Raw genomic sequence first — 23,729 nt, 5'->3', positions numbered from 1 at the left:
GGCGGGCCGTCCGGCAACCGGTTGTCGCGGGACCGGCCGCTACCCGGCCTGGCAGGGTGCGCCGTTCACCGCGAAGTTGGTCGGGGTCGGGGCGGGAATGGTGGTGAGATAGCCGATCGTCACGCTGCCGTTCGGCGGGACCACGGCGTTGAACCCGAGGTCCCGGGTGGTGACGGTGTCCGCACCCCGGCTGACCAGCTCCGCTCCGAAGAAGTACAGCGGCTGCTTGTCGGGGAAGGAGAATCGCAGCGTCCACCCGTTGATCTCGGCTTGGCCGAGGTTGCTGATGATCAGTTGGGCCTGCATGGCCGGTGGGAACGCTCCGGTGACCTGGTACCGCACGCCACAGGCGGGTGCCGGCTCCGCCGCCGCGTACCCGACCGTGCCGGAGGCGGCGGTCAGGACGGCGGCGAGGGCGGGCACGAGCAGGATACGGAGCCAACGGGCCACTCGGGACGGACGATTGCGCATGACGGTCCTCGCTCTCGGCTACTGCCGGCGGCGGGGTGCCCCCGACACCCGGACATCCATGATGAGCGACGGATGACCGGTCGTGGTAGCGCCGATCCGCCAAGGTCGATCAATGTCGGAAAGCTGTCCGTCCCGGCACGGCGGCGCCCGGCACCGACCGCCGGCTCCCGGCCCGATGCACGACCTCGGCGGCGGCCCGGGCCGAGCGGCGGTACGCCTACGATCGTGACGTGCCCGACCAGAGGAGTAGCGCACCCGGAGTGGACAGCACGCTGCCGGCGGCCGGTCTCGGCCGGGCCGACCTGCACATGCACACCAACCTGGGCGACGGCTGGATCAGCCCGGCGCGATTGGTCCAGACCGCGGCTCTCCGGCAACTGACGTTGATCGCGGTTACCGATCACGACCATGTCGAGGGTGCGCGGCGGGTCGAGGAACTGTTGGCCGAACAGAACTCCCCGGTGCGGATGATCACCGGAGTCGAGGTCTCGACGCGTCACGGCCATCTCCTCGGCCTCTTCGTCACGAAGGCGCCCAAGCCGCTGCGCCCAATTCAGGAGAGCATCGACGCCATCAAGGAGCAGGGAGGGCTGGTGGTCGTGCCGCACCCCCTCGGGACACTGGTGCCGAGCCTGAGCCGCCGGAGGATCGACGCACTGCTCACCGCGGGATACGAGATCGACGGGATCGAGGTTTACAATCCCAGCCCTGCCAACTCGACCCGACGCGCCGCCGTGCGTTCGGCCAACGAGGAGTGGGGCCTGGCCGAGATCGGTGCGAGCGACGCGCATTTCTGGCAGCACATCGGTGCCGCCTACACGCGCTTTCCCGGAACCACACCGGACGACCTGCGCCGAGCCATCCTCGACCGAAGGGTGCGGGCCGGTGGGCAGGAGCAGCCACCGGCCCGGCTCAACCCCGCCGCCTACGTCGCACAATGTGCCTGGAGTTGGTTCGTGGACCCGCCGCGCCGGATGGTCCGTCGCCGCCGCGAGTCCCGGGCCGAGCGCCGGGCGCCCCAAGGCTGATCGCGGCGCCGATCACGGGCATTGCCACGTACCTGCGTCGGGCACGCCGCACACCCGCAGGCGTGCGACGCATGGTGTTCGGAAGCGGCCTCGCCGAGCGGTGTGCGGCTACGCGGCCATCGCCCCCGGGGCCTTCGCTGCCGGTACCTCCGCCTCGACGGGCCAGAATCGGCGGAACATGAACCACTGCGTCGGGCACTGCCGTACCACCTCTTCCTGGCACGCGAACATGTACTGCGCCAGGCGCCGTATCTCCCGCTTCCGCTCGGTGTGGCTACTCGCCGCGTTCGGGAACATCGGCGGGAACGCCCGGATGTAATAGCGGTTGTTCGGTGCGTACCAGACGTAGCCGGGCATGATCGGCGCCCCGGATCTCACCGACAGTGCGGCCGAACCGACGGGCACGTAGGTCTTGTGGCCGAAAAACGTCACCTCCACGCCCCGTTCTCTGGGCACCGGCCGGTCAATGACGATCGCCACCGCTCTGCTCGCGACGAGTTCCTGCATCACCCGACGGACGGCACTCGACACCGGGATGATGTCAACGCTCTTCTCCCGCCGATGTCCCTGAAGGAGGTTGTTCAGTCGCGGATCCTTGAACGTGTCCGCGATGGCGGAGAGCGGGACGTGGCGCGCGGCGATGGCGCCGGCAAGGTCCCAACTCCCGAAATGACCGGTAGTGATGATCACCCCCTTCCCGGGGGCCATCGCCGATCGGATGCACTCTGTCCAGGTCATTCCCTGGGTCAGATCCTGGGTGCGTGCGTCGACGTCGAGCATGTCCAGATAGGGCAGGCAGATCAGTGATGCCGCCGTCCGGCCGTAGTTGCTCCAGGAACTCAGCGCGGCCCGCCTGACCCGAGGATCGGACGCGGGCAGACCCAGGACCTTCGCCATGTTTTCCTGCGTCACCAGGCGCTTGGAGCGCCATCCCAGGTAGCTCGCCGAGGTGACGGTGGAAGCAAGTCCGTTCCTCACCCGACGCGGCGTCCTACCCACGACGGCAATTCCCGAGCGCGCGAGCCAGTATACGGATGACACCGTGCCGCCTCCCTACGTCCGGAATTCCATCATCAAAGACGAATGGCGAAGCAGACAGTGCGGATGCCTGAAATCTCTGTAGCTCGGTGGTGAACCTCGCTCATTCGCCGCCAGCCTCGTCGGCCGGGGCTCGGCATCGTCGAGCTTGTCGTCGCGGCGCGGGCCGTGTCACGGCGGCGGACCGTCCGCCCCGGGTCGGCTGGCGGCGGACCGTCCGCCCCGGGTCGGCTGTGGCGGACCGTCCGCCCCGGGTCGGCTGGCGGGGCCCCGCTCGGGGCGGTCGGCGGTCGCCGCCGGGACGGACCGAGCGAAGGCCGCCTCGGTGCGGGACAGGGCGTGGGTGGAGCTTCCGACAATCGACACGTCGAACAGGTGATGGTTAGGGTTGGGTGGCTACGTACTTCAACCGCACTGCTTCCCCCACGTGTGCCGACGACCCGCGGCCAAGGAGGCACCACCGTGAAGTTCAGCTACGCGATGCTCCCCGATTATCCGATCAGCGAGTCACTCGCATCCATCAGGCTGGCGGACGAACTTGGCCTCTACGCCGTGTACGCGGCCGACGAGCCGTGGCACAAGGACATGTGGCTGCTGTTCGCCGCCGCTGCGGCCCAGACCTCGCGGATCCGGCTGGGCCCGAGCCTGTCGTCCGTCACGCTCCGCGAACCGAGCCTCATCGCGCAGGCCGCTGCGACCCTCGACGAGCTGACCGGCGGCCGTGCCGAGGTCGTGCTGGGCAGCGGCAACTTCGGCGTACTGGCGCAATACAAGATCGACTGGACCACCACCAAGCCGCTCAGTCGGGTCAAGGAGGCGGTCGAGGTCGTCCGTACGCTGCTGGACCAGGGCGCCATAACCCGCGATGGTGAATTCCACTCCTACGACGGGTTGTTCACCTTCGCCCGGCCGGTCCAGCAGCACCTCCCCGTCAAGATCGGTGCGATGCGAGGGCCGAAGTCCTTCCAGGCTGCCGGCGAACTCTCCGACGGCGTGCACCACGCGCTCAGCTACTCGCGTGCCGCCTACGAGTACGCGGTCGAGCATTTCAGGATCGGCGCGGAGCGCGCGGGCAAGGACTGGCGGTCCCTGGACATCGGCGCCTGGGTCGTCTTCGCTGTCGGACCGGACTCGGCTGCCGCCAAGGAGGCGGCGCGGAGCATGGTCGGCCTGTACGCCTCCGCAATGCCGCGCGAGCAGCTCGAACGCAACGGCGTGCACCCCGATGAGATGGTGCCGATCACCAAGGCCATCGCAGCGGGAGACCTCGCGCGGGGCATCGAGCTGACCAGTCCGGAGATCACTGAGAAGCTGTCCCTGGCGGGCACTCCCGACGAGGTGCGGGCGAAGATCGAGAGGGACATTGCCCCGACCGGCGTCAACCATATGATCTGCGCGATCACCGACGCCGGCCTGGTGAAATCCTTCACCGGCCGCGACGTACCCGGGGTGGCCGACGTCGACAGTCAGCTACGCCTGATCCACGACGAGTTGATGCCGGTCTTCGCCTGACCGGCGAGCTTCCCGGATAACCTTCCGACCGCCGTTCGTGGCACCGGACGAGATCCAGGCGGCGCTGCCTACCGCTCGGACTCGTTCCGGTCGGCTTCGGGCGTCGTCCAGCGTGGGGGACTCGACCGGGACGGCGCCGCATTATCGTGCCGATGTGGACCTCTTCTCACGCTCCTGGGCGGCGCTGCGCACGGCGGTCGCCGAACTGCCGGACGAGGCCTTCGCCCGGCCCTCCGGCTGTACCGGCTGGCTCGTGCGGGACCTGGTGTGCCACCTCGTCATCGATGCCCAGGACGTCCTGATCACCCTCGTGACTCCCGCCGAATCCGAACCGACCCGCGACGCGGTCACCTACTGGGAGGTCGCCGAGACGCCGCCGACCGGCGACGACCCGCTCGACGCGCTGATCGTCCGGCTGGCCGCCGCGTACGAGGAGCCGTGGCTGCTGAAGTTCCACCTCGACGACGTGGGTTCCGCCGCCGGTCGGGCCGCCGAACTCGCCGACCCGGGCCTGCGGGTCAGCACCCGCGGTCAGGTGCTCACCGTGCGTGACTACCTGGCCGCGTACGTCCTGGAGTGGACGTTGCACCATCTCGACCTGATCGCGCACGTCGAGTACGCGGGCGAGCCGCCCGCCGAGGGCCTCGCCCGGTCGCGCGAGACGCTGGAAAAGCTAGCCGGTAGTGCGTTCCCCGCAGGGTTCTCGGACGAGGACGCGCTGCTGGTCGGCACCGGCCGGCGTGCCCCTACCGGCGCCGAAGAGGCCGAACTGGGTGAACTGGCGGCGAAACTTCCGCTCGTCCTCAAGTGATCGTCTGGGTGGACGGAACCGTCGGCGCGGCAGGACGGGTGTGCCGCCAGGGTCTGGACAGGAACTGTTAATAGTCCTAATAATTAACCACCCTGTCGATGGTCGGGTATGCCCAGTGACGCCTCCGGAGGACCCCATGAGACGCTCCAGAACACTGCTGCTCACCGCCGTCGCCGCGGTGCTGGCGACCAGCGGCGCCGTGGCCGTCGCGCTGCCCGCGTTCGCCGCCGGGCCCACCGCGACGTTCGTCAAGACCTCCGACTGGGGGGCCGGCTGGGAGGGGAAGTACACCGTCAGCAACGGCGGCACCAGCACGCTGACCTCGTGGTCCGTCGCGTTCGACCTGCCGGCCGGCAGCGTCGTCGGCACCTACTGGGACGCCCTGCTGACCTCCTCCGGCCAGCGGTACACCTTCACCAACCGGTCCTGGAACGGCACTCTCGCCCCGGGCGCCTCCGCGTCGTTCGGCTTCGTCGTGACCGGCGCCGGCACGCCGACGGACTGCACCCTCAACGGGGCCTCCTGCGGGGGCACCGGCACGCCACCCACGACCACCCCGCCGGCGACGACCCCGCCGCCGACCACTCCGCCGCCGACCACGCCGCCGCCGACCACGCCGCCGCCCACCACCCCGCCCACCGGAGGGCTGCCGAAACGGGCACTGATCGGATACCTGCACGCCAGCTTCGCCAACGGCTCCGGATACCTCCGGATGGCGGACGTGCCCGCTGACTGGGACATCATCAACCTCGCCTTCGGGGAACCGACCTCGGTGACCTCCGGCGACATCCGCTTCCAGCTCTGCCCGGCCGGCGAATGCCCCGGCGTCGAGACCGAGGCGGCGTTCATCGCCGGGATCCGGGCCAAGCAGCAGCAGGGCAAGAAGGTGCTCATCTCGATCGGCGGGCAGAACGGCCAGGTGCAGTTGACGACCACGGCGGCCCGAGACCGGTTCGTCAGCTCGGTCAGCGCCATTATCGACCGGTACGGGCTTGACGGGCTGGACATCGACTTCGAGGGGCACTCCCTGTCGCTGAACACCGGCGACACCGACTTCCGGAATCCGACCACCCCGGTGATCGTGAACCTGATCTCGGCGATCCGGGCCCTCAAGCAGCGCTACGGCGCCGGCTTCGTCCTCACCATGGCGCCGGAGACCTTCTTCGTGCAGCTCGGCTACCAGTACTACGGCTCCGGTCCCTGGGGCGGGCAGGACCCGCGCGCCGGCTCGTACCTGCCGGTGATCCACGCCCTGCGCAACGACATCACGGTGCTGCACGTGCAGGACTACAACTCCGGACCGATCATGGGACTGGACAACCAGTACCACACCATGGGCGGCGCGGACTTCCACATCGCCATGACCGACATGCTGCTCGCCGGCTTCCCGGTCGCCGGAAACGCCGCCAGCGTCTTCCCGCCGCTACGCGAGGACCAGGTCGCGTTCGGTACGCCCGCCGCCACCAGCGCCGGTAACGGCTACGTGGCGCCGGCCGGCGTGCAGCAGGCGGTCACCTGCCTGGTACGCGGCACCTCCTGTGGCGGCTACACCCCGCGCAGCGGCACCAACCCGAACTTCCGGGGCCTGATGACCTGGTCGATCAACTGGGACCGCTACTACGGCTGGGAGTTCAGGAACGCCCACGAGCCGTTCCTCAACTCGCTGTCCTGAGCTACCCCGGTCAGACCGTCAGCGCTGTCCGGGCCGGTCGAGGCTGAACGCAGGGCGCCTTCGCGGTCTGGTCGTCGGGGTCCTGGTAGGCGTCGCTGCGGGTCATCGTGACTCTACCGTGGCCGGACGGTCAGACTTCCGCACCATCGGACGACGAACACCGGTTGCAGGTCGTTGCCCAGGCGCAGGACGAACTCATCCAGGCGTTGCCGCCCTACCACGGCGCCAAGGTGAAGACGCCGTACCGACTCTATCCGCAACTCGCGATGGTGGTTGATCGCCAGGCGTTGGCTTTCCTGCTCGGCTCACTCCTGGTGAAGTCGGTCAGCGAGAACGCCCGCAGGTCTGTCGGGCTCGGTCGTTGATCGCGGTACCTCCACAGATGCGACGCGAGCGCCGTGATCCGTACCGGGATCCAGCGCCGGGAATGACCCGGTCCGGCGGTACGGGATCGCGCGGATCGCGATGCCGCGGCTCGGCGCCGTCGCGCTGCCTGGCAAACTCAGCGCGGCGATCGCGAGCGGCGGAGCCGGGGACGTGGCGGGCCGGATGGCGATGGCAGGAACCCACTCCGTCGCCGTCTCCGACGAGCATGCCCCGCCGGGCTGGCCGACGCCCTGGGCAGCCACGGCCTCCCGGCGACCACGGCGCACACGGCTTCCCGGCGACCACGGCGCGGTCCCGGCGGCCGGCAGGGTCGTGGGGATGCCGGCGTACCTTCACGCGGACGCGGCCTGCCGGTGCAGTACCGCCGTGGTGGGTGCGCTGGTGTCGTAGCCGGCGGCCTGGAGGGAGAACAGCTCGGCGTACCGGCCGGCGGCGGCGATCAGTTCGTCGTGGGTGCCGGCCTCAACCAGCCGGCCGTGGTGCAGGACGTAGATGCGGTCGGCGTGCCGCACGTTGGCCAGCCGGTGGGTGATGAGGATCGTGGTGGCCCGGCCCTGCCGGTCGCGGATCGCCTGGAACAGCGCGTCTTCGGCGCGGGGGTCGAGGGCGGAGGATGGTTCGTCCATGATGAGCAGGTCGGCGTCGCGCAGGAAGCCGCGGGCCGCGGTGATGCGCTGCCACTGCCCGCCGGAGAGGTCCTGCCCGTTGGCAAAGGTGCGGTCGAGCAGCGTGTCGTACCCGTGCGGCAGCTCGCAGATCATGTCGTGTGCGACGGCGCGGGCGGCGGCGGCCCCGATTCGGTCCTGGTCCGGATCGCTGGAGATGTCGCCGATGGCGATGTTCGTGGCGGCGGTGAACGGCCACTTGTGGTAGTCCTGTGTGACGACCGCGATCCGGGACCGCAGCTTGTCGACGTCCCAGTCCGGCAGGGGCCGGCCGTTGTAGCGGATGGTCCCGCCGGTGGGCGTGCGCAGGGTGGCGATCATGGCGGCGAGGGTCGACTTGCCGGAGCCGTTCTCCCCGACGAACGCCACCGTCTGCCCCGCGTTGATGGTGAGGGTCACGCCATCGACGGCCGACTTGTCCCGGTCGCGGTAGCGCAGGCTGACCGCCTCGACAGCGATCTCACGTAGCCGACCACCGGCTGCGGCGTGCGGGGCCAGCACGGCCTTGGGCGGGAGGTAGTCGGCGGCGCGCGCCATGAAGCCGGTGTAGTCGCGGAAGTGCTGGCCCTCGGTGTAGACGCGGTCGACCTGGAACGTGACCACGGACAGGGAGCGCTGCGCGGACTGCACGGCGATCACGCAGGTCGCCGCGGCGGCGAGCGGGATCTGCCCGTCGACGAGCAGCAGCCCGAGCAGGGCGTAGACCGCGGCCGTGGCCACGCCGCCGACCATCGCCCCGACGGTGGTGGTCGTGGTGACCCGCCGGGCCAGGGCGAGCTGGATCGCCGTCTCCACGCCCATCACCCGGTCGTACTGGTCGAGCAGGAACCGGCGCAGCCCGTACGAGCGCAGCTCCGGCGCCGAGGCCCGCTCGGCCATCAGGCGGTGCAGTAGCCACAGCCGGCGCCGGCGGACCGAGCCGGCCGCGTAGGTCTGGTAGCGCAGGTGACCGGCGCGCAGTGACGCCCACGCGTTGGGTACCGTCGCGACCAGCAGCGCCACCAGCAGCAACGGGTGGACCACGACGACGGCAACCGCCACGGCGAGCAGCCCGGCGAGCCCGGCGAGCAGGTTCATCGACGACTGCACCAGGTCGGTGGTGGAGCCCGCGCCACGGGAGGCGCGTTCCATGTCGTCGGCGAACGCGTCGGCATCGAACGCCTCCAGCCGGACGGCGGTGGTCACCTCGAACAGGCGCCGCTCCACCTCGCGGTCCACCTTCGGGGCGAGCCCGTTCTGCGCGTACCCCATCGCGGTCGCCATCCCCGCCCGTAGCCCGGTCACCGCGGCGAGGGCGACCAGCGCGGGCAGTGCGGCGATCACCTTGTCGCCGGTGGGACCGCCCGCGAACAGCTCCACCAGCACCCGCTGCGCGGCGAGGAGCCCGAATGCGGACATCATCCCCGCGGCCACCGTCGTCGCCGCCACCACCGACGTCCGGACCCGGTCGGCACGCCAGCTCACCACCAGCGCGGCCCAGACCAGGCGGGGCAGCTCGGCGAAGACGGCGAACAGGCCCGCCTGTGCCCGCGCCCGCACTCCGGTCTCCCACCACATCTCCCGCAGTTCCGGCAGCACCGAATCCGTCTTCGCCGGGCCCGGCGGGGCGGGTGTGCGGTGGTCGGTTGTGGGCATGGGGTACCTCCGGATCATGAACTGGCTACAAGCGGCCGCCCCGGGGAGAAGCCGAGTCGTACCCGCTGCTCGGGTTGGTGAGCGGCAGCCCGGCTGCCGGCCGCTTGCCGGGCCGGGTGATGGTGAAGCCGAGGCGACCGGAGGGCATGGATGGACCGTAGGACGCCCTCCGCCCGACACGCCCGCAGCGCCGGGCGCGGAAATTGTCGGTAGACGCGAACACCAACTCCGACAGATCTTTGACACCGCGCGGCACCCCTTGCGGTCACCGTCGGTGCCTGGCGTCCCGGTGTTACCCGGGCCGCGTGGACGTCGGGGTCGCGCCTGCGGCGACCATCGATGCTGCCCGGGCCGTCCACTCCTCGTCGGCGGCCCGCTTCCTGGCGAGCCCGTCCCGCCCGTCGTAGCGGATGAACGCTGGTAGGGCCGCCGCCAGCGCCAGCGTGCCGACCACGCAGAGCACACCACCGGAGACGATCGACCCGCCGATGCCCATGAAACGGGCGGCGACGCCGGAGCGGAGTTGGCCGAGCAGCGGCCCGGTGGCGTACGAGATCATCTCGATGCCGGCCAGCCGGCCACGCAGGTGATCCGGGATGGTCTGGTTCCAGATGGTCATCCGGAAGATGCCCGAGACCATGTCGGCCGCACCGGCGAACGCGAGGAAGACGAGCGCCAGCCAGAGCCAGTCGGTCAGGCCGAAGCCGACGATCCCCACGCCCCACAGCCCGGCGGCGATCACGACCATCAGCCCGTGCCGGTGCACCCGCCCGGTCCAACCGGAGGTCACCGTCGCGAGCAGCGAACCGGCGGCGGGTGCCGCGTAGAGCAGGCCGAGCACCGCGGGGCCGCCGAGCTTGCTCGCCATGAAGGGGTACAGCGCCTGTGGCATCCCGAAGAACATCGCGTTGATGTCCACGAGGTAGGTACCGAGCAGTTCGGGCCGACTTCGCGCGTAGCGCAGGCCGGTCACCACGGAGCGCAGCGAGGGGCGCTCGGCGGCCGGCGGAGGCGGCACGGCCTTGACCAGGCACAGGCAGATCAGTGAGAAGGCGAACGTGCCGAGGTCGACCGCGTAGACCCACGGCATGTCGACCGACGCGATCAGCAGGCCGGCGACGGCCGGGCCGCCGAGTTGTGCGATCTGCATCCGCAGGGAGTTCAGCGCGCTGGCCGCCGGGATCTCGTCCAGCGTGACGACGCGCGGGGTGAGTCCTTCGAGCGCCGGCCGCTGGATGCCGTCGATCGCGGCGGTGAGCGCGGCGATGACGTAGAGCAGCCAGAGGTGCGGGCGGTCGAAGAGCGAGTTGACCAGCAGCACGCCGCAGAGCGCGGTGAAGGCGACCTCGGCACCCAGCACCAGCGCGCGGCGGTCGAGGTAGTCGGCCAGGGCGCCGCCGACGAAGGCCATCACCAGCAGGGGTACGAGTTCGCACACGCCGAGCAGACCGACCAGGAGCGGATCGTCGGTCAGCGCGTACACCTGGAAGGGGATGGTGACGTACGTTATGAACGATCCGAACCCGGACACCCCGCTCGCCGCGAACAGGAGTCGATAGTCCCGCGACGTGCGTAACGGCGTGACGTCGAGCGCCATCCGGCGGAGCAGGCGTTTCACGAACCGTGATGGTCCACCACTGGTGCTGCCGGTGTCGACCGGGTTTCCGGTCGGTCGCCGGACACGGAACCCGGCAGGGGTTGAGAGAGGTTCGTCAGTCGAGAATCCGGAAGACACCGATGTCATCGGCGAGGGCACCCTGGGCGGGCACCGTCTGGTTCAGCGAGGCCTCCACGCCCACCCAGCCGTGGAAGACGCCGTTGTCGTCGACGACCTGGAGCATCGGCTTGACGTGCGAGTTGCCGGTGTAGCAGGTTTCACCGCGATCCATGGCGTGCTGCAGTCGCCACCCCCACAGGGTGTCCCGGCGGTGGCCGGTCGGGGAGTTGGCCGGGGCGATGTAGTACTCCGTCGCCGTGGCGGTGCCCGCCGCGCCGGTTTCCCCCGCGATGCACTGGCCGCCCGAACAGACGTTCCAGCTCCGTAGCCAGAAGGGGCTGCCGTCACCGGTGTCGATGTAGGGGGCGGCGCTGGCCTCACTGGTCTTCCACAGGTGGTAGCGGTGTACGTACCGGGACCAGTCCGTGGTGGCGATCGCGGAGAGCGGCCGGCGGGCGTCCCAGCCGGCGTTGCTGCCGTTGCCGAAGCCGTGTGTGGCGCCGAAGTTGTTGGCGCTCAGCTCCACATTGGCCAGCGCGCCGCCGGCCTTCGTCGTCAGCGTCCACTCCTCCCACTGCCCGCCGCTCCAGTTGACGCGCAGGGTGCTGCCGGAGACGGAGTAGGTGCCGGTCAGGGTCTTGGACGCGCCCGTCGACTGGTAGCCACCCGCGGTGGCGACCCGGCAGTCGCGGTCGGCGCAGTTGGTGGCGGTGAACTCGGTGTACGCCCGGGCCACCCGCACCCGCTGTGACCAGTGCCAGTGGCGCTCGCTGACGGTGCCGTCGGGGCTGAAGGTGTACTGGCCGAGTCGAACCCAGTTCTCGGTCGAGGCGACCTTGAGGCCGCCGACCGCGATGGTGAAGTTGGCCTTGCCGAGGGGGAGGGCCGCCGCCTGCGCGCTGGTGACCGGCAGCATGGCGGCCAGGAGGGCCGTCGCGGCCGACGATGCGAGGGTGGTGATGCGACTGCGCATGCACGCTCCTGGGTGTGCGGAGTGGGTCTCGTGGAGGTTCGGCGTGCAGACCCTATCGAATGTGGACGATGGAATCCGACCCACGAGTCTCGGCTGCGCCGCGCCGTGCCGACCCGCGCGATCTCCGGTCCGGTGGCGCTGGGCGCTTCAGGACCGCCGGCTCGGCGGGCAATCGAGTCCCGTGCGGCGCGGCGTGCGATTAGTAAGGACTGTGAACAAAAAGATTAGTAAGGTTTACGAACAGAACATGTTACGGTCACCTCCATCGATGTGCGGCCCGCCGTCGGCCCGAGGTATCCCAGGAAGGAGTGACCACATGTCGAGACTGCGCGCCCTGGTCGCGCTCGCGACGCTGGTTGCCGCGAGTGGACTCATGGCGATCATCCCGTCGACCCCGGCATCGGCGGCGGCCTGCGCCGCGCCGTGGCAGTCCTCGGCCGTCTACTGGGGCGGCGACCAGGTCTCCCGCAGCGGGCGCAACTACCAGGCGAAATGGTGGACCCAGAACGAGGCGCCGCCGGGCACCACCGGCGTCTGGCAGGACCTCGGCGCCTGTGACGGCGGCACCACGCCGCCACCAGGAGGAAGCTGCGACCATCCCAACTGGGTCGCCGGCACCTGGTATGCCACCGGCAGCATCGTGCGGTACACCAACGGCCTGTACTACATCGCCGAGCATGACAACCCCGGCTACGACCCCGTGGTCAGCACCTGGTACTGGGAGCCGTACACCTGCGGCGGCCAACCGCCGACCAATCCGCCCCCCACCGGCCCCGGCGGCTTCGTGGTCAGCGAGGCGCAGTTCAACCAGATGTTCCCGAGCCGCAACTCCTTCTACACGTACTCCGGACTCGTCGCCGCCCTCAGCGCCTACCCGGCGTTCACCAAGACCGGCAGCGCCACCGTCCAGCGCCAGGAGGCCGCGGCCTTCCTGGCGAACGTGCACCACGAGACCGGTGGACTCGTGCACATCGTGGAGCAGAACACCGCGAACTACCCGCACTACTGCGACCCCGGCCAACCCTACGGCTGCCCCGCCGGACAGGCCGCCTACTACGGGCGGGGGCCGATCCAGCTGAGCTGGAACTTCAACTACAACGCCGCCGGCAACGCCCTCGGCCTACCCCTGCTGACGAACCCCTGGCTGGTGCAGAACGACGCCGCGGTGGCCTGGAAGACCGCGATCTGGTACTGGATGACCCAGAACGGGCCGGGCAGCATGACCGCCCACCACGCGATGGCCACCGGCGCCGGGTTCGGCGAGACCATCCGCAGCATCAACGGCTCGATCGAATGCAACGGCGGGAACCCCGCCCAGGTGCAGAGCCGCGTCACCAGGTACCAGCAGTTCGTCGGCATCCTCGGGGTACCGGCCGGCGCCAATCTCCACTGCTGATCCACGGCTGGGCCTCGTCACCCGTCGGCACGCGGGCGACGAGGCCCGACCGGCGCCCCGGACAGTTACCCGGGACGATCGACGCCGGCGCCTGCCAGCCTCGGGGACGCAGGACGCGTTCGACTGGTCCAGAATTCAGATACGCGTTCTCGGCTGCGGTTGGATCGTCGCGACCGCGCCGTTGAGCGACGTCAGGGCACGGTTCTGGTGTGCGACGGCCTTACGCAACGCGTCGGCCGGTCCGGTCTGCCCGGCGGTGGCGGCGGCACCGGCCAGCTCGGTCATGCACTCCTCCAGTCCGGAGCCGATCCTCTGCAGGATGGCGAGCAGGATTGCCGGTTCGGTTACCCGCACGTCGCCGCGCAGCTGGAGCGCCAGCTCCTCAAGGGCCTGTTGCGAGTCGATCGCCAGGTTGACGAGCTTCGGGTCGGGGGTATCGGGCATCAGCCGGCCCTGCCCGCATGCGGAGTCGGCGGGTCGGCGGCGGCGCGGCGTAGGCGGTGGGCGGTCTGGGCGGGAGAGTCGGGGGGTGGTGCCACCAGTCCAGGATGCCAGCGGGTACCCGCGACGCCCTCGGACCTCCGATCATCACTTCGGCCTGAGCGGTCCGGGGCCGGGCGCCGATTGGACTGTTCCCTTTCCTGCCCACGGGCACCGAATCGCCGCACCTCGGTGGGTACGGCGACGGTCGGGCGATTTGGCGTCGGCCGATCGGTGGTCATCGGGGCGCGGCGCGGCGCCTGGTGGCGGCCCGGCCGTCGTCGGTGACCGCGCCCCTGATCTCGTAGCCGGGGATGTCGCCGACGTGGCCCGGGCCGGACCGCCGCAGCTCACCGGGGCGCTGACCAGGTCGCGCGCACTACTGGGTGGAGGTCGCCGGGTTGCCGGGCGACTTGCGGTTGCCGAGCAGGTACGTCAGCGCCACGCCGGCGATCGCCAGCACGATCTGCAGGCTGATTTCCTTCCATCCGTACTGCCGGTCGTCTCCGAAGAGCAGTGCGAGTACGGCGGCGACCAGCGCGCCGGCCACGGCGAGCGCGGGCGCCAGCCAGATGGCGTTGGCCTGGCGGCCTTTCAGCGCGAACCCGCCGATGAGGCCGATGAGGACACCGATGATGACGGCGAAGAGGAAGTTCATGTCGGGTACTGCCTCTTTCTTCTCTCGAAGGGACGGATGCCCCAAGAGGATCCTCACGTTCTCGACGGACGTCAATATGCCGCAGGATCCGGTCACGAGTGATCCGAGGATCAGGCCTCAGGATCAAGGACGCGCTGTCGACCGCGTGCCCGAGAGCGTCTGGCGGCACGTCGCGATATCGATATAGGCGCAATCCTTGCGCCGTCCTCGACACCTGCTTTCCGCCTTCATAAGGTGGGCGATCACACAGTCTGTGGTGAAGAAGGGCGGTCCAGTGCCCAACACCCTGGTGGAGGTGTCGACGGTCGGGGACGGCACCCTCGTCGTGCAGCCGCACGGGCCGGTCGGGATCGACTGCGCCGCCGAACTGCGGCACATTCTCGTGCGTGCGGTCCGCAAGATCCGGCCGTGGCGTGTGATGGTGGACCTGTCGGACGTGTCGGCCCTGGACCCGATCGGCGTCGGCACGCTCGCCGCCGCCTGCCACGTCGGGGACGACGACAATGTCATTGTTTCCTTCTGTACCGGGTCCGCGGTCATAGCCAGCCGGCTCGCCGCCGCCGGGGTCCCGCCGCAACGTCTCCGGCAGACCCGGTGACATCGGCCCGAACAGGTGGCCGACGCGCTGCCTGACGACGTTGCACGCCTGCGATAGAAACGGTTGCATGCGTAGATTCCTGATCTCGGCCGCGCTCGCCCTGACGCTGGTGACGGGGGCGGCCGGGCAGGCGGCGGCGGTTCCCCCCGGAAGCCCTTCGCCGCGGTCGGCGGCCGCGGGCGGCTGGTCGGTGACCGACGGCAAGCTGACGTGGCGCTCGGAGAGCTGGGTGCCGATCGGCGACGCCGCCGTGGAGTTCTGGTCGGGCGACGAGCGGCTCGGCCGGGCTCGCCCCCACCCGGACGGTCGCACCTTCAGCCTCGGGTTGAGCGGGTCCGTCCGGTTCGGCGAACTGACGGTGCGGGCCGCCGGCAGGCGGATCGACCAGGCCCCGACGCACAGCAGCCCCCGCCGCACCGCGCCGATTGCCGCCGTGCCGGCCCCACAGCCGGCCGGCGCCGTCGATCCCGGCGTCGCCGGGCCGTACCGGTCCGTCACCGGAGAATACGACCTGCCCGCCGTCAAGCTGCCCGACTTCCCGGAGAAGGTCGAGATGCGCGCCGTCGTGGTCGCCCCGCAGGGTGCGTCCGGCACCCGGCCGCTCGCCCTGTTCCTGCACGGTCGGCACACCTTCTGCTACCGAGGAGCCGAGGAGGTGCCCCAGGAGTGGCCGTGCCCGGCCGGCACCGACCCGATCCCGAGCCACCGGGGCTACCTACAGGCCCAGCGGCTGCTCGCCTCGCAGGGCTACCTGACCGTGTCCATCTCGGCCAACGGTGTCAACGGGCAGGACTGGGACGCCGACGACGGCGGCGCCCAGGCACGCTCCTCGCTCGTCCGGCTGCACCTGGCGAACTGGGCCGACTGGGCGGGTGCCGGACGCGCCGACGCTCCGGCGATCGTGCGCGCCGCGCCGCGCGCCGACCTGTCCCGGGTGTTCCTGGTGGGCCACTCCCGCGGCGGCGAGGGCGTCAGCCGCGCGACGATGGACTCGCTCACTCCGCCGCCCGCCGCGCAGGACGGCTACCACGGCAAAGTCCGCTGGAGCGTACGCGGACTGCTGCTCATCGGTCCCACCATCTTCGGCCACGACCCGGTGCCGGACGTCCCGTCGGTGACCATCCTGCCCGGCTGCGACGGCGACGTCTCCGACCTGCAGGGCCAGATGTTCGTGGACGAGACCCGGGACGTCAGCGGCAGCCGGGCGCTGCGCAGCGCGCTGTACGTGGTCGGCGCCAACCACAACTTCTTCAACACCGAGTGGACGCCCGGGCAGTCGGTGGCACCGTCCGTCGACGACTTCCGTGCCGGTGACGAGCCCGACCCGGTCTGCTCGCCCGGCGCCGGGACCCGACTCACCGCCACGCAGCAGCAGACCGTCGGCGCGACCTACATCGCCGCCGCCGCGCGGCTGTTCGTCGCTGGCGACGACCGGGTCCGGCCGCTGCTCGACGGCAGCGGTGTGCGGGCACCGTCGGCCGACCCGGCCCGGGTGCTCAGCCACGCGCTCGGTGCCAACCGTACCCGGCTGCTCACCCCGGACCCGTCGATGACGGTGTCCGGCGGCGCGCGGATCTGCGACCAGGTAACCGACGACCCCGAGCGCTCCTGTATCCCCCCGGAGGACCGGAACGCCCTCCGGGCGCACTTCGTGCCGTTCCTCTGGACCGTCCCCGAGCCCGGCCGGTACGCGGCAGCGCTGAACTGGTCCGCCGCCGGCAGCCGGATCCGGCTGGCCCCGGCCCGCCCGGTCACCGTCGCCGGTGCCCGCGACCTGGCGCTGCGCGTGATCGTCCCACCGAACACGACCGGTACCCGGCTCGGCGTCACCGTCGTCGGCACGGACGGCCGCCGCAGCACGCTGGGCGAGGTCCGGATCGACGGCCTGCCCGGCACCGACAACACGACCTCGTACTGGGGCCAGGAGGTGCGGGTGCCGCTCAAGGACGCACCCGCGAGGCTGACCGCCATCGAACTCACCCCGCGCAGTGGGCCGGGCCGGGCCTGGCTGCTCGACGCGTGGGGCTGGCAGCCGGGTACCCCGCACGCGTCCCCGGAACGCCTGCCACGGCTCGACATCGGGACCCTGCGGGTCGCCGAGGGCGACTCCGGCACGAAGACGTACGAGATCCCGGTGACCGTCACCGGAGACGGCGGCGGCGTGGTGCGGCTGTTCCAGTCCGACGACACGACGTTCACGAGCCGCTCCTGGCTGGCCACCGTCCAGCCCGGGCAGCGCACCATCCGGGTGCCGATCGACGTCACCGGTGACACAGTGTGGAACTACACCGAGAATCAGACCCTGGCCGCCAAGGCGGAGCGGGGCTTCGTGATCGGCAGCTACTACGGCGGAGTTTCGACCGTCAACGACGACCCCGAGCCGACGCTCTCCATCGAGTCCGCCTCCGCCCGCGCCGTCGAGGGCGAGGCGCTGACCTGGCGCTTTTCCTCGTCGGCGCCGACCGAGACGGGCATTTACGCGTACACCCTGCCGCAGGCTCCGGCCAGCGGCGTGGAACTGTCCACCACGGACGTCGACCCGGACTGGTTCACCCTGCTCTCGCTGGAACCGGTGCAGCCGCCGCGCCCGCTGTCGCAGACCTGGCTGGCGCCGTACCTGTTCATCGAGCCGGCCGCGGCCACCGGCGAGATCACCGTACCGACGATCACCGACTCGGTGGCCGAACCGGACGAGTTCGTCGAGCTGCATTTCGTCGACCTGCCGGAAGGGCCGGTACCGAGCACGGTGTTGACCGGTGTGGTGACCGGCGGCTGACCGATGGGTCCGGGCCGCACCGCAGGGTGCGGCCCGGACCCGCTCGGGTCGGGACGCGCGCCGAAGCAGCCGTCGTCAGGTGGCGGGCCGCGACCTCGGCGGCGCGTGCCGTAGCGCGAACGCCCTCGACCGGCCGGTGGGGCGGTCAGAGTGTGAACAGCCGGACCTGGATGGCGGAGCGGTCCGCCGGCGGATCTCCGTGGATCCACAGCCCCCGGGTCACCAGCGCACCGCCCCCGGCGCCCAGTAGTTCGTTGCTGCCCTTGCCGACCCATTCGACCCGACCGGTGACCGCGTGTCGGACCCAGGTCAGCTCGCGCTCGGGGCCCTCGGCCGGCTGGTACGTCGTCTGGTAGCCGAGCCGTTCTCCGGCGGCCAGCGTCCGGTGTACCCATTCCGGGCCGCCGTCGCCGTCTTCCGGCAGCTCCGAGATCCACCGCTGGTCGCCGGTGCCCAGGTCGTGGCCGGCAATCCTCCGCTGCCCGTCGTGGCGCGTCACCACCACGTCCCCGACCGTCGCCAGCGGGGAGGTGCCGTTGTCGCCGTTCCACCGGACCCGTCCCGTGGCGAGGTCGAGTGCCTGGGGTCGCCCCTCCGGCGTCGCCGCCAGCAGCGCCCCGGCGGCCACCTGCGGAACCCAGGCATCACAGGGCTGCGTGGCCACGTCGCGGCCGGGTGGCCGGATCCGGGCCGTCCACTTCGCCGCCCCGCCCCGTACGTCGTACCCGGTGACCGCGAATTCGCACGGGTCGGCCGTACGCCAGCGCAGGTAGCTGCGGTCGTCGCCGACGGTGAACCGCTCACCGTCGGCGAGCGTCGCTCCCTCGGAGAGGACCTTGCCGGTACCGGCGTCCAGGGCCAGCGTCCGGTACGCGCCGTTGCCCTGGTACTGCCCGGCGATCAGTACCCGGGTCTCCCCGGCGGTCAGCGGGCGTAGCCGGTCGGCCGCCAGCCGGCCCGGGCGAGCCGGCGCCGCCTCCGCGGGATCGGCCGACAGTTCGGTCCAGTACGCCGGCACGTCGGCGCCGCGCGAACGGCTCTGCCTGGTGTGCGTCCAGCGCAGCCGACCGCTGCCGATGTCGTACGCCCGGATGGCGCAGCGCGGTTCGCAGGTGCTCAGGAACAGGGTCGTCCAGCTCGCGGCGGCGCCGGTCACCGGTGCCGTCTCCCGGGCCAGCCGGCCGGTATCCAGGTCGAGGACCTGCACCGCGTTGTCCAGGAAGATCAGTACGGCGTCCCGGGTGACCTGGATCCTGCGCCACTGTTGCGACCCGGACGACGCCTTCCGCTGCCAGCGCGACACTCCGCTGTGCCGGTCGAGCACGGCCATCCCGCCCGGCTCGGTCACCACCACGACCCGGTCACCGGAGACCGCGGCGCCACTCGGTATGCCGAGCGAACTGGGCAGCGACGTGCTCCAGGCGGCTTCCCGCTGGGCGACCCCGACTGTCGGGTCCGCGTCCGGCTCCCCGCCCGCTGTCGTCGCCGCGACGGCGAACAGCGCCAGCGGCACCGCGACCAGTACCCGTACCCGTCCGAGCAGTGCGGGCACGCGCGCCGCCGGTGAACCTCTTTCGACCTCCCCTTGCCGTGCGGTGGGCCGCAAGGTCAGACGCGGTGCGTGAGCGCCGCGCGGTCTGGGTGCGAAAGGGTTCAGTGCCCGTACCAGGCCGAGTGGCGTGAGCCGGCGGGGCGTGCCGGCCGGCGGCCGGTCGCCGTCGGTGCGGCGGACGACCGTACGCCGTCCGATCCACCAGGCCAGGCCGAGCGCCGGCAGGGCGACCAGGTCGGTGGGGTCGGCGAGCACCCGCGAGGGTCCGGCTACCGAGGACCACACCGCGGAGGCCAGTGCGGCGCCCGGTGCGGTCAGCTTGACCAGTGCGAATCCCAGTCCGGTGCTGATCACGCAGGCCGCGACGAGCAGCCGCCCGCGACGGACCGGGAACGCCGCCGCCAACCCACCGCCGAGCACGGCCGGCGCCACCACCAGGCCGGCGAAGTCGCTGACCTTGCCGGTCACCGGGCCCGGCCAGCACGCCTTGAGGAGGTGGTCGTTGACCAGCAGCAGCACGGTGGCCGCGACCGTGCCGGGATGGCCGAGCCAGCGCAGTCCGAGATCGAGGTTCCGCATCGGACAGAGCCTTCCGGGACACCGTCACGAACCCGACAAGACGCGGTCGCGATCCGGGACCGCCGGAGCCGTCCGGCGCCGAGGGCCTGGACGGGCCTGTTCGGTACGTCCGCACTTTCGTCGAGCTATCTGAAAGTTAGAGCCGTTGGGACGAAACATCTAGACATCCAAACGTAACGATCGTAGGGTTTGCCTCGCCAGGCAGCGGCGTGCCCGGTCAGCTCAGGACGTATGAGGTTTCCCGTCGGCCATCACGGTGCGCGCCGCCGAGCGGTCCGCCATGCCGTGACGGTGCGGCGTCGTCCCGCTCACCCCTGGGAGGAAACGTGTTCCTACCATCCCGACGAGCGCGCACATCGATTCTGGGCACGGTCGCCACCGTGCTCGCCGTCGCGGCCGTGTGCCTGCCGGCCGGCGGTGCCACGGCCGCGCCGCCGCCACAGGAGCCCGGTGTCACGCTGCGGGTTTTCGACCTTCAGGTGCCGCTGAACAACCTCTGCACCCTCAAGGCCGCGCAGACCCCGAACATCGACAAGCTCATGCCGGTGGTCGACTGGACCAGCGCGGCCGACTTCGGTTTCGAGAACTACTTCCTGGCCCAGGTCCTCGGCAACATCAACATCGCCCAGGCCGGCAGCTACACCTTCCGGCTGCTCAGCGACGACGGGTCGCGACTACTGATCGACGACGCGGTCGTCGTCGACCACGACGGGCTGCACGGACCGGATCCGAAGGACGGCACGGTCGACCTCACCACCGGCTACCACTCGCTGCGGATCGAGCACTTCGAGCGCGACGGCGGCCAGCAGCTGACGCTGCAGTGGCGCACACCCGGCTCGACGTCGTTCGTCACCGTGCCCAACTCGGTGCTGAGCACCGACGCCGGGGTCGTCCGGGTGACCGCGCCCGGCCGCAAGGAGTGCGAGGCCAGTGGTGACGCGCCCGGTGACGGGCTGCCGCTCACCGCCGTACATCCCGGCTTCACGCTGACGAACCTGCGGCCCAGCGGCTTCGAGCCGCAGGTCACCGGCTTCGACTGGCTGCCGGACGGGCGCCTCGCGGTGCTCACCTGGGGAGGCTCGCTGACCACCGCCGGCGAGGTCTGGCTGCTGGGCAACGTCACCGGCAACACCAGCCCGGCCCAGGTGACCCGGACCCGGGTGGCCAGCGGGCTCCAGGAGCCGATGGGCATCACCTACGTCGACGGCAAGCTCTACGTGTCGGAGAAGCACCGGCTCACGGAGCTGAACGACACCAACGGCGACGGGGTGACCGACAACTACCGCACCGTGGCCACCTGGCCGTTCGGCCAGAACTTCCACGAGTTCGGGTTCGGGCTGCTCTACGCCGACGGGTTCTTCTACCTGAATCTCTCGGTGTCGATCAACTACGGCGGCGCGACCACGAACCCGCAGCCGGCGGGTAACCGGGGCACGACCATCAAGGTGAACCGGACGACCGGCGCGGTGTCGTACGTCGCGGGCGGGCTGCGTACCCCGCACGGCATCGGCTGGGGGCCCGAGAACGGGCTCTTCGTCACCGACAACCAGGGCGGCTACCAGCCGGCCTCCAAGCTGCTGCACATCAAGCAGGACCGGTTCTTCAACCACTACCTCAACCCGGCCGGGCCGTTCGACAACAACCCGGTGACCCAGCCGGTCATCTGGTTCCCGCAGAACGAGATCGGCAACTCGCCGAGTACGCCGGTGATGATGACCCAGGGGCCCTTCGCCGGGCAGATGGCGATCGGCGACGTGACGTACGGCGGCCTCCAGCGGGCGTACCTGGAGAAGGTCAACGGGGAATACCAGGGCGCGCTGTTCCGGATGACGCAGGGGCTTGAGGCCGGTGTCTCCGAGGTCAGCGTCGGCCCGGACGGTGCCCTCTACACCGGTGGCCTGCACGGCGGTGGGAACTGGGGCCAGGAGGGCAAGCTCAGCTACGGCCTGCAGAAGATCACCCCGAACGGCAGCGCCACCTTCGACATGCTGGCGATGCGGGCCCGGTCGGACGGTTTCGAGATCGAGTACACCAAGCCGCTCTCGGCGGCGACCGCGACGGCGCTGGCCTCGAAGTACCGGGTCAAGCAGTGGCGGTACGTCCCGACCGCCGCCTACGGCGGGCCGAAGGTGGACGAGGAGACGCTGTCGGTCTCCTCGGCGACGCTGTCGGCGGACGGCAAGAAGGTCACCCTGGTCGTCAACGGGCTCAAGGCCGGCCGGGTGGTACACGTCCGCTCGCCCCGGCCGTTCAGCGCGAGCGACGGCCAGGCGCTGTGGAGCACCGAGGTCTGGTACACCCTCAATGCCATCCCCGGCCAGGTGCCGCCGGTCAACCTCGCCCTGGGCAAGCCGGCCACGGCCGACAGTTCCTGCTCGGCGACCGAGGGCCCGGCGAAGGCCGTCAACGGGACCACCACCTCGGGGAACCTCGACAAGTGGTGCTCGTCGGGATCCAGCCGGTGGTTGCAGGTCGACCTCGGCTCGACCCAGAGCGTGAACCGGGTCGTCGTCGCGCACGCCGGTGCCGGCGGTGAGGCCGCCGCCTGGAACACCCGCGACTTCGCCGTCCAGGTCAGCACCAACGGCACCGCCTGGACGACGGTCGCGAACGTCACCGCGAACACCGCCAACACCACCACGCACACCTTCGCGGCGACCCAGGCCCGGTACGTCCGCCTCGCCATCACCACCCCGAGCAGCGACGGCAACAACGCGGCCCGGATCTACGAGTTCGAGGTGTACGGCGGTGCCGCCCCGGCATCGGGCAACCTCGCCCTGGGGCGGCCGGCGACGGCGGACAGTTCCTGCTCCGGCACCGAGGGACCGTCGCAGGCGGTCAACGGCAGCGTGAGCGGCGGCAACAGCGACAAGTGGTGCTCGCTCGGCGCCACCAAGTGGTTGCAGGTCGACCTCGGCACCACCCAGACGGTGCACCGGTTCGTGGTCCGGCACGCGGGCGCCGGTGGCGAGAACGCCGCCTGGAACACCCGCGACTTCGCCGTCCAGGTCAGCACCAACGGCACCGCCTGGACCACGGTCGCGAACGTCACCGGCAACACCGCGAACGTCACCACCCACGACATCCCGGCCAGCCAGGCCAGGTACGCGCGACTGACCGTGACCGCGCCGACCAGTACCACCGACAACGCGGCCCGGATCTACGAGTTCGAGGCGTACGGACCCGGTGGGAACACCGGTCGGATCACCCTCTTCGACGGGACGAACATGGACAACTTCCAGCAGGCCAACGGGGCCAACCCGACCTGGCCGCTGGGCAACGGCGGAGTGGAGGTGCTCGGCGGCGACATCCGGAGTCGGCAGAGCTTCGGCGACGTCAAGCTGCACATCGAGTTCTGGCTGCCGAACCTGCCGGCCGACGTCACCGGGCAGGCCCGGGCGAACAGCGGCATCTACCTGCAGGACCGGTACGAGTTGCAGGTGCTCGACTCGTACGGCGACACCACCCCGGCCAGCAACGAGTGCGGCGCCATCTACGAGAAGCTGGCGCCGAGGGTGAACGCCGCGACCGCGCCGCAGACCTGGCAGACGTACGACGTGACGTTCCGCGCCGCCCGGTTCGACGCCTCCGGGGCCAAGACGGAGAACGCCCGGGTCACCGTCGTGTGGAACGGCGTCACCGTGCACGACAACGCCGAGATCACCGGGCCGACCGGCGGCGGAGCACCGGAGGGGCCATCGGTGGGCCCGATCCGCCTCCAGGACCACGGCGACCCCGGCCCCAATCTGTTCTACCGGAACATCTGGGTCGAGCCGCTCAG

Annotated in this window: 18 protein-coding genes; 9 read left to right on the top strand and 9 right to left on the bottom strand. The window is 70.7% G+C overall.

Features of this window, described 5'->3' with window-relative positions; all coding sequences use genetic code 11:
- Nucleotides 1-39 precede the first annotated feature (39 nt).
- On the bottom strand, nt 40-423 hold the full coding sequence (locus AAH979_RS31690; RefSeq protein ID WP_346261807.1) for a cellulose binding domain-containing protein: 384 nt from the start codon (nt 421-423) through the stop codon (nt 40-42).
- A 278-nt stretch (nt 424-701) separates the two neighbouring features.
- On the opposite strand from AAH979_RS31690, the gene AAH979_RS31685 reads away from it, so the two are divergent.
- On the top strand, nt 702-1,499 hold the full coding sequence (locus tag AAH979_RS31685) for a CehA/McbA family metallohydrolase (protein WP_346261806.1): 798 nt from the start codon (nt 702-704) through the stop codon (nt 1,497-1,499).
- Between the two features lie 108 nt (nt 1,500-1,607).
- Here AAH979_RS31685 and AAH979_RS31680 read toward each other — a convergent pair whose 3' ends face one another.
- Nucleotides 1,608-2,540, bottom strand: a complete 933-nt coding sequence (locus tag AAH979_RS31680; RefSeq protein ID WP_346261805.1) for a lysophospholipid acyltransferase family protein — start codon at nt 2,538-2,540, stop codon at nt 1,608-1,610.
- A gap of 459 nt (nt 2,541-2,999) precedes the next feature.
- Here AAH979_RS31680 and AAH979_RS31675 point away from each other — a divergent pair, with 459 nt between their 5' ends.
- The 4 genes from AAH979_RS31675 to AAH979_RS31660 all read left to right on the top strand — a co-directional run bounded on the left by AAH979_RS31675 (nt 3,000) and on the right by AAH979_RS31660 (nt 6,897).
- The gene (locus AAH979_RS31675; RefSeq protein ID WP_346261804.1) at nt 3,000-4,049 is read left to right on the top strand and encodes an LLM class flavin-dependent oxidoreductase; all 1,050 of its coding nucleotides are present in this window, start codon (nt 3,000-3,002) and stop codon (nt 4,047-4,049) included.
- A 154-nt stretch (nt 4,050-4,203) separates the two neighbouring features.
- The gene (locus tag AAH979_RS31670; RefSeq protein ID WP_346261803.1) at nt 4,204-4,860 is read left to right on the top strand and encodes a maleylpyruvate isomerase N-terminal domain-containing protein; all 657 of its coding nucleotides are present in this window, start codon (nt 4,204-4,206) and stop codon (nt 4,858-4,860) included.
- A gap of 136 nt (nt 4,861-4,996) precedes the next feature.
- Nucleotides 4,997-6,532, top strand: a complete 1,536-nt coding sequence (locus AAH979_RS31665; protein ID WP_346261802.1) for a cellulose binding domain-containing protein — start codon at nt 4,997-4,999, stop codon at nt 6,530-6,532.
- A 164-nt stretch (nt 6,533-6,696) separates the two neighbouring features.
- Nucleotides 6,697-6,897: a hypothetical protein gene (locus tag AAH979_RS31660; RefSeq protein ID WP_346261801.1), complete on the top strand. Its 201-nt coding sequence runs from the start codon at nt 6,697-6,699 to the stop codon at nt 6,895-6,897.
- Nucleotides 6,898-7,251: 354 nt separating this feature from the next.
- On the opposite strand, the gene AAH979_RS31655 is transcribed toward AAH979_RS31660, so the two are convergent.
- The 4 genes from AAH979_RS31655 to AAH979_RS31640 all read right to left on the bottom strand — a co-directional run bounded on the left by AAH979_RS31655 (nt 7,252) and on the right by AAH979_RS31640 (nt 11,909).
- Nucleotides 7,252-9,219, bottom strand: a complete 1,968-nt coding sequence (locus tag AAH979_RS31655) for an ABC transporter ATP-binding protein (protein WP_346261800.1) — start codon at nt 9,217-9,219, stop codon at nt 7,252-7,254.
- Nucleotides 9,220-9,244: 25 nt separating this feature from the next.
- Complete coding sequence (locus AAH979_RS31650; protein WP_346261799.1) at nt 9,245-9,367, bottom strand: hypothetical protein; 123 nt, start codon at nt 9,365-9,367, stop codon at nt 9,245-9,247.
- Between the two features lie 144 nt (nt 9,368-9,511).
- Complete coding sequence (locus tag AAH979_RS31645; RefSeq protein ID WP_346261798.1) at nt 9,512-10,837, bottom strand: MFS transporter; 1,326 nt, start codon at nt 10,835-10,837, stop codon at nt 9,512-9,514.
- A gap of 94 nt (nt 10,838-10,931) precedes the next feature.
- Nucleotides 10,932-11,909 (bottom strand): hypothetical protein, encoded by a 978-nt coding sequence (locus tag AAH979_RS31640; protein WP_346261797.1) that lies wholly within the window; start codon nt 11,907-11,909, stop codon nt 10,932-10,934.
- Nucleotides 11,910-12,225: 316 nt separating this feature from the next.
- On the opposite strand from AAH979_RS31640, the gene AAH979_RS31635 reads away from it, so the two are divergent.
- A complete protein-coding gene (locus AAH979_RS31635) occupies nt 12,226-13,305 on the top strand; it encodes a glycoside hydrolase family 19 protein (protein WP_346261796.1) in 1,080 nt (359 codons plus the stop codon).
- A gap of 135 nt (nt 13,306-13,440) precedes the next feature.
- Here AAH979_RS31635 and AAH979_RS31630 read toward each other — a convergent pair whose 3' ends face one another.
- Together AAH979_RS31630 and AAH979_RS31625 are read right to left on the bottom strand one after the other, a co-directional pair.
- The gene (locus tag AAH979_RS31630) at nt 13,441-13,749 is read right to left on the bottom strand and encodes a hypothetical protein (protein WP_346261795.1); all 309 of its coding nucleotides are present in this window, start codon (nt 13,747-13,749) and stop codon (nt 13,441-13,443) included.
- Between the two features lie 415 nt (nt 13,750-14,164).
- On the bottom strand, nt 14,165-14,518 hold the full coding sequence (locus tag AAH979_RS31625; protein ID WP_346261794.1) for a hypothetical protein: 354 nt from the start codon (nt 14,516-14,518) through the stop codon (nt 14,165-14,167).
- Nucleotides 14,519-14,717: 199 nt separating this feature from the next.
- On the opposite strand from AAH979_RS31625, the gene AAH979_RS31620 reads away from it, so the two are divergent.
- Nucleotides 14,718-15,041 carry an STAS domain-containing protein gene (locus tag AAH979_RS31620; RefSeq protein WP_346261793.1) on the top strand — a complete coding sequence of 108 codons (324 nt, stop codon included), beginning with the start codon at nt 14,718-14,720 and terminating at the stop codon, nt 15,039-15,041.
- Between the two features lie 67 nt (nt 15,042-15,108).
- Nucleotides 15,109-17,817, top strand: a complete 2,709-nt coding sequence (locus AAH979_RS31615; protein WP_346261792.1) for a hypothetical protein — start codon at nt 15,109-15,111, stop codon at nt 17,815-17,817.
- Nucleotides 17,818-17,962: 145 nt separating this feature from the next.
- Here the strand turns inward: AAH979_RS31615 and AAH979_RS31610 are convergent, their stop codons facing one another.
- Nucleotides 17,963-19,948 carry a PQQ-binding-like beta-propeller repeat protein gene (locus tag AAH979_RS31610; RefSeq protein WP_346261791.1) on the bottom strand — a complete coding sequence of 662 codons (1,986 nt, stop codon included), beginning with the start codon at nt 19,946-19,948 and terminating at the stop codon, nt 17,963-17,965.
- A gap of 380 nt (nt 19,949-20,328) precedes the next feature.
- Between AAH979_RS31610 and AAH979_RS31605 the strand changes: the two genes are divergently transcribed.
- Nucleotides 20,329-23,729 (top strand): discoidin domain-containing protein (locus tag AAH979_RS31605; protein ID WP_346261790.1); only part of this gene is annotated, 3,401 nt, incomplete at its 3' end.

It is taken from the genome of Plantactinospora sp. ZYX-F-223, from assembly GCF_039649625.1.
In the GTDB taxonomy this organism is placed as follows: domain Bacteria; phylum Actinomycetota; class Actinomycetes; order Mycobacteriales; family Micromonosporaceae; genus Plantactinospora.
This window is presented reverse-complemented; position numbering and strand designations above follow the sequence as displayed.